General features: G+C 39.4%; 7 protein-coding genes. All 7 read right to left on the bottom strand.

Annotated elements, in window-relative coordinates; all coding sequences use genetic code 11:
• Positions 1-43: 43 nt before the first annotated feature.
• A complete protein-coding gene (locus PAT3040_RS04420) occupies positions 44-1,183 on the bottom strand; it encodes a glycosyltransferase (protein WP_108991679.1) in 1,140 nt (379 codons plus the stop codon).
• 36 nt (positions 1,184-1,219) lie between these two features.
• Positions 1,220-2,191 (bottom strand): glycosyltransferase family 2 protein, encoded by a 972-nt coding sequence (locus PAT3040_RS04425; protein ID WP_181376432.1) that lies wholly within the window; start codon positions 2,189-2,191, stop codon positions 1,220-1,222.
• Positions 2,181-2,924, bottom strand: coding sequence for a glycerophosphodiester phosphodiesterase (locus tag PAT3040_RS04430; RefSeq protein WP_108991681.1), 744 nt, complete (start codon positions 2,922-2,924; stop codon positions 2,181-2,183). The genes PAT3040_RS04425 and PAT3040_RS04430 overlap by 11 nt, the downstream gene beginning before the upstream one ends.
• A 669-nt stretch (positions 2,925-3,593) precedes the next feature.
• A complete protein-coding gene (locus PAT3040_RS04445; RefSeq protein ID WP_108991684.1) occupies positions 3,594-4,574 on the bottom strand; it encodes a Gfo/Idh/MocA family protein in 981 nt (326 codons plus the stop codon).
• A complete protein-coding gene (locus PAT3040_RS04450; RefSeq protein ID WP_181376433.1) occupies positions 4,558-5,397 on the bottom strand; it encodes a LicD family protein in 840 nt (279 codons plus the stop codon). The genes PAT3040_RS04445 and PAT3040_RS04450 overlap by 17 nt, the downstream gene beginning before the upstream one ends.
• Before the next feature lie 41 nt (positions 5,398-5,438).
• Positions 5,439-6,773 (bottom strand): metallophosphoesterase family protein, encoded by a 1,335-nt coding sequence (locus PAT3040_RS04455; RefSeq protein WP_108991686.1) that lies wholly within the window; start codon positions 6,771-6,773, stop codon positions 5,439-5,441.
• 21 nt (positions 6,774-6,794) lie between these two features.
• Positions 6,795-7,383, bottom strand: a 589-nt coding sequence (locus PAT3040_RS36760; RefSeq protein ID WP_444980817.1) for a hypothetical protein, incomplete at its 5' end; no start/stop codon positions are given.

The raw sequence follows: 7,383 nt of genomic DNA on the forward strand, positions 1-7,383 counted from the left end.
GACTTCACTAGCACTGAGGATTAAGCTACACAAATAAAAAATACTATCGTTCAATAACTTGCTGATAAATATCTTGCAACTTATTAGCTTGTAGACGAATATCAAAAAGTTCTTTAGCTCTTTTTATTCCATTCATACTCATCTTATCCCATAAATCCCTATTGGATAGCAAAGTATTTATTGAATCAGTAATCATTCGTATATCTTTTTCTTTAACCAGTAGGCCCGTAACTTCATGCTCAATTACTTCAGGTATTCCTCCTGTTGCTGTACTTACTACAGGTAGTCCCATAGCGTTCGCTTCAACAAACACCATACCGAGACCTTCTTCTGCACCAGTTTCCATTTTGATACTAGGAACTGAAAAAATCATTGATCGATTCATCCATTTTCTAACTTCTTTATGAGTTAGAGAACCCAAAAAAATACTATCTATTTGCTCATTGTGTGATAATTCCTCTAGGTGTAAACGTTGGGGGCCATCACCTATTACAACTAACTTGCAATTCAAGTGCTTCTTTTGCACTTCTTTCATAGCCTTTAATAAATAATAACAACCTTTTTGTTCGACTAATCTCCCTACAAATAAAACTATCTTTTCTCTTACTATGGAAGAGTCGATTAGAAATTTTTCTAAATCAATTCCTGTATAATGAACAATTATCTTATCGGAAGGAATGCCTTGCTCAATCATTTTTCTCTTTATAAATTCAGAAACTGCGATAAATGTACTGACATATTCAATTAATTGATTTCTTCTTAAGAGATAGAGACGATGCCCGAAAAACGACATCCGTGCTGCTTTATCAGTAGTAGTCGCATCGAACCCATGATAAGTCACAATAAGCTTTATGCGTTTCCTCATTACAAAAGGTAAAATATTTGATGCACCAACTCCAAAATGTGCATGAACCAACTTAGGCTGAATAATATTAAACCTATTATTAAATTTTGAAGAAATTCCGTATCTTATAAATAATGATTCTAGCAATATACCAAATCGAGATCCTTTTTTCTTATTTATAACAAAAGTACTCTCGTTGGATAACTTAATTCCTTTTACAAATCTGCAACCTGCATAATAGGCATTAAACCTCGTCAGACTCTCTACTTGATCGAAAATAAATGTTTCCGAAATTGGCAATAAATTATCTCTATAAACTACAATTGAATCTAACGGCATAACTTCACCCTCTACACATAAATCGTCACTTAACCATTACGTGTTATAGTTAAGTATGTTATTAATTCTCGCTATTCTCTCAGCGTATAGAGAATTCGTTTCTACATACTCCGGTAAGTACTTCCTGATTTCATGTTGGAGAACAATAAGTTCGGGGTACTTTTTTTCTTCTATAGCAATTTCTGCAAGTACACTAGCATGATATACGTAAAAACGTTTAACCCAAACTTGAATATCCGATTCGATTCCATTGCGTTCAAAAAGTTCCAAGACTCGGCTGTATGAAATCAAACTTCCCTTCCTTTTCTCAAGATCTTTTGAATGGAACAGAGAATCAGCCCTCTGGTAGTAATGATAATAAGCCCTGTTAATAAACAGAGCGTGATTCGATTTTATTATGCATTCAGCAAAAAACAATACATCACTGCCCACTTTCAGATCTTCACATGCGCGTATACCATAGCCCCCCCGCTGTTCGCAATTAAATAGTTTCGAATTAAATAATTTATTCCAACGGTATGCACTAAATGCAGGGTAAACATCTCTAATAAAGGTATAACGCAAAATTTGGTCGCGATTAAGCAAACCATTCTCAATTTCCGACTTATTAACTATGATTTCACTTTTTTCACTTTGTTCTTTCACCCACCCAAAACAAACAAAATCCACATTATACTTAACAATTTCTTTGTATGCGTCCTCAAAGCAGTTATGTTCTACCCAATCATCAGGATCTACGAAACCAACATACTTTCCTGAGAAATTTTCCAATCCCATGTTTACGGCCGAAGCGTTTCCTCCATTTTTTTTGTGAATGACTTTGAAACGATGGTCTTTCGCCGCATATTCATCGCAAATATTTCCTGATTTATCTGTAGATCCATCATTAACGCAAATAACTTCAATATTCTTATACGTTTGATTGATAATACTATTGAGACATTTTTCAATGTACTTCTCCACATTATACACAGGAATAATAATTGAAATTTTCGCATTATTTTTCAATAGGCTCAAATCCTTCGATTATTTTTTTCGAACGATCGGGATAATTAGTGATAATAGCATTGACACCTAATTCATAACATTTTTTTAAATCAGCGTCATTAACATTCCACACATTGATACGCAAGCCTTTATCTATGCAAGTTTTCACTAAGTCAGGATAGTTTAACCCATAAGCTGGAGGGTGAATGTATTCTGCACCAAGGAGCTTACCGTATTCAGCAATAGCAATATAGCCATCTCTATAGAGAAGTCCAATTTTCGCACTAGAATTAAGGGTTTTAATTTTCTTTATTGTATAATGGTTAAACGAAGAGAATATAACCATATCAAGCATACCCATCCGTTTTGTCAACTCCAGTACCTTTTCCTCAATCCCGTAATAGAATACAACTCCCGTTTTTAACTCAACGTTGAGTTGCATCCCCGTCCCTTTAAATAGGCTGTATACTTCCTCGAGCGTGGGGATGTAGACATGTTTATGCAAAGGATAGTTATTGTTAAAATTATACTCTCTCAACTCTACCAAAGTGAAATCTTTCACCCAACCACTTCCATTACTCACACGATTAATTGTTTCATCATGTATTACAACCAAATGACCATCCTTTGACAACTGAACATCTAACTCAACCCCATCAGCTTTCATTTCTATAGCTAGCTGAAAAGCCTCCATTGTATTTTCAGGAGAATAGCCCGATGCTCCTCTGTGACCCCAAACTTTAGGATAGGGCATATTTATCACTCGCTTTGAATTAGAATCACTGGATGTTATTATCTATTGGTACATACGTAAATATCTTCGTGCGGAAGAAATCCATACATTGCAATTTCATTGTCACTAAATTCTTTGGCAAACTGCTCAATTTCCACAAAAAATCCTGCTTTAAGTAACCTGCTTGCAAAGTCCCTTCCATAAATTCGAACATGATCATCCTGGCCAAATGCAGCCAATCATCCTTCAGGAGTCACAATCGACGGATCTTCGAAGGTCTCCTCCAGCTTCATATCTATAGGGACTTGAAGTAGAGATACGCCTGTTTTTTTCATGACGCGCATTAATTCGCTCATTGCCTTCGCATCATTAGGAATATGCTCTAGCACATATTTTTACATCAGCTCGTGGCGACATTAAATCTGCGCTTATGTACTGTAGGTTGGGTAACAGCTTAAACTTATCCTGCAAACACTTCTCCGGTGCGAAATGCAGAACCTTTAACTTCTCTTCAAAAAAAGCAGTTTTGTTTTTCAAATACATCCATAACAACCTATGTCTCTCGAGAGCGACATTCGGGACACTGCGCATTCTCCCTTTTATAGTATCCAAAATCATTATATTTACCGTGAAGCTTATCGCAAATCGGGCAATAAAAAAAGGGCTTCGTATTATCATTGCAAAGAATGTTCATGTTTTCAGTCCTCCAGTGTCATGTTCTTTATCAATCATCCGAGCCTCAATTATGTCAGCCAATGCAATTGACTCTTGTGGACTAAGCAGACTCGCATACTCTTTATATCGGCTAATGGCCGTCATGAATTCACTAATCTCATAATGCAGACCTTCTCCAATATATTCCACCGTAAACTTCTGGTTAAGCGAAACATCTTCGAAACAGATTTCAAAAGCTCGTGTCTTCCACCAGGGAGCACCAACCCTGATATATCCTTTTGTTCCCGATATAATAAGCTGCCCCTCGGATTTGACGCCAAGGCCTGTTTTGGAGGTAGCCCATCCGCTGTCATACTTAAAAAAAACTTTTGTGTACAGATCTACTCCATGCTCTCCGTAAAAGCTATCGAATCTCACCTCGCGAAAATGGGGCCCTAGCAGCTTAATAATCGGGAGCAGGGTATAGCTCGCCAGTTCCAGAAAGCTCCCCCCGGTTTCTGTATCAGTCATTTCTCTTAGCTCCGGTTCTGCTAGCTTGGTAAACGTAGCTTCAACATCTCGAATCTCACCAATAGCTCCGCTTCGGGCAAGATTCATGACCTGAATAAATCCCGGGCAATATGCTGTTTTTATCGCTTCCATCAGGACCAGACACTTGTTCTCAGCAAGCGAATAAAGCTCTCGTGCCTGCTTGCCCGACAATACCATCGGTTTTTCGCACAGCACATGCTTGCCGGCGTTTAAAGAATCGTGTACATAACGATAATGAGTAGCATGCGGGGAAGCGATATAAACGGCGTCCACTGCGCTCATTAACGCATCCCAATCGTTTAACGCAGCTGGAATACCATGTTTGGCAGCAAACCCATCAGCGCTCGAGAATCGGGGATTATAAACGGCACATATACCTATCCCCGCAAAATCACGAGCTTCGGGAACAAATCGGTTGGCGATTCTACCTGTACCAATAATTCCAATCTTAACTTGATTGGTCATAAACGCCTTCCCCTTCTATCAATTTAATCTGGGATACAGGATGTACCTTCCTCATGTTTTCTGGAGGCAACTTCATATATTCGCCAAATTTAAAACTTAAATACTCATCATAATTTTTTATGCCTTTAAACGATTTATTCTCGAATATATATTCTTCGCTTTGTTCATACCATTTTCGATAGTATCCAAATACCCGATTGGGAGTTGGAAACATTAGCTTACGGACCAGCTTTGTTGTTTTTCGATTGCTTGTATGGATTAATTTCTCATACCAGCTAAACAATGATCTCTCTGGTATGCGGTAAAGCAAGCTATAAACCAAACGTTTTACAGCGCTCTCATCCGCCACTCTGCCTACAGCAGACCATAACGTTTTGCGAATGGCAAAGCAAACAAAGTTATGCAAGCAACGGAGCATATAATTGTCCGGGACACCATCCATTGGGAAAATATCGATAAACACGCCTTGCTCATAAGGCATATGCTCCTGATGCTCTCTCAAAAACAATGTATTCTTACGACGCAGCTTGCCATATCCCCAGCGGTATCCTTTCGTGGAGACATGATCCTGGAAATAAAAACGCGTTGTATCCAAATCTGTTTTGCAAGCCTCTCTAAATCTTGTGTATTCAGGGCGAAGCATCGCCACATCGGCATCATCGTCCCACGGAATATAACCTTGATGCCGTACAGCCCCAAGCATAGTGCCGGCAATAATATTATATGAAATGCCGCATTTGCGGCAAATACGATCCACTTCGACAAGCATTTCCAATTGGGTCAACTGGAGCTTTCTAAGGGTTTCATTATCAAGCTTGACCACAATGTTCTCCATCCTTCTTATTCGACATCAGCAACATTCGTCTACCTGCACACAACAGTGCGGTCTTCACCAGCTCCAAACCGCACAAATTCGATTTTATCCGGGTTGATAATGAGCGTATCCCATAATTCTTGCGTTACTGTATGCATGGTTCTGACCTGCGTCACCGAACCCTGCGGTTTTTTGTCTGTAAAAAACTCGCACTTAGCGCAACCAATCGATACAATCGGAAAGCTCCGCTTTGTATATATAAAATCCGCATGCGTATGCCCATGAATAAACGCTATTATTCGTTTTCCATTCTGCATCCCGTAATGCTCGAAAATATTCAGCAGCTCTTCCCCGTTACGAATAGAGTCGCTCCAATAATCAAGCTCAGGCAGTGGAGCCTCATGACTGAAGACAACTACCCGATACCCGCCTGGCATAACGGTTAGGGTCTCCCGAACCCAATTTAGCAGATCGTCCGAAAAACCGTACCGCACCTTCTCACGGTAATCAAACGAAGTCAGAAACATACATCTCAACGACAATTGAGGGTAGTCAACGTAATAGTACGTTTTTTTGTCTTGCCGAATCACCGCTCCATCGTTATGGAGCTGGTAAATTTCAAATTGTTCTTCGTCGGTCAGTGGCTCGGGATTTCCATTAAAATAATTTGAATCATGATTTCCCAAGACCACATATAGCGGCACTCCATTTCTCTGTAAGTCACTTAACACTTTCTGCGCATAACGTCTCGTCATAACAGCAGGAACCATTCCGTCTGTCAAATCTCCAAGATGAACGATTGCATCGAACGGTGTCTGCCGATGGACGGAACTTATATTATGTGCAGTATCTTCCCAGGTTCCGTTGACAGTCATATGCGTATCAGATACAACTCCAAAAACAAGAGAATCAACGGTTCGTTTTTCTCTAATTGTGCTCACAGTTTGGTCAATTTCTTGCGTGAAATAAGGTTTAGGTACGTATTCCGATATTGTCGTTTCGAAACGGATAATTTCGTTGATCGACTCTTCTTCCTGTTTCGTAAATTCGCCTCCGTCTACTCGTTTCAAACAAATTCTAAAATACACTTCTCCTTTAAATTCATAGGCATTCTGGCGATAGGTAGTCCCGCTTAAGTCATGGTTATAAGTCGTCCAGCTTTGTTCGGGGTGGTAAGCATAGGTGTTAATGTATTTATCGTCAAACTCCAAAGCATATGTTGCTATATTAAAATAATATTCATAGTTCAATAATGTTACCCTGCTGCCTTTTAAAGCTTTATAGTAATCCAAGGTAGACATACGATCCGACTGTCCATGCCCCAACATACCCGTAGAAGCATATATGGTGGTGCCTGCCTTTACTTCCAATTGGACAATTTTCAAACCCGTCGCTCCTCTCCGGAATTATAACCATTTCCAATCCTGAACATAGATGAAGTAGTCATGAATCCCCATCTTCTCTAATTGCTTGCCAATGGCTCTATGATGAATGCTGCATATAATTACATGTCGTTTGTCTTCCTCTATTGTCAGAATATCCTTAGGATCTTTGATTGGTATTCCATGTTTAGATGTATCCCATTTGGCAGAACTATTGTCAGCTATAAATAATGGTCGATGCTGATCACCGTAATGATTCCAATAGTGCTCGAACATTTCCCCTGAGCCAAAAACAATAATATCTTTATCTTCAGCATCTTTAAACGTGTCAGTGATTCTCCGGAAAGGTATATCAGTAAGAAACAGGCCCGGGTGTCGGGGAACTCGCTGCTCCAGCGGCGGATAATTCATGTAACCCAACCCGTGGAGAGTGGAGAGATATTCTTTATATCCGATTGGCACTTCCAAATCCGTATTTTCAAATCGCAATGTTTCTGAAGAAGCGAACACATCTTTTTTCAACAGATTGAAAGTGAGCGGTTGTGTATACCGAGTAAAAGTGCCAATATAATTCTCTTTTCCCGGCTCACATTCTGAGCAGGCTTTATCAAAC

It is taken from the genome of Paenibacillus agaridevorans (assembly GCF_003112455.1).
Classification (GTDB): Bacteria; Bacillota; Bacilli; order Paenibacillales; family Paenibacillaceae; genus Pristimantibacillus; species Pristimantibacillus agaridevorans.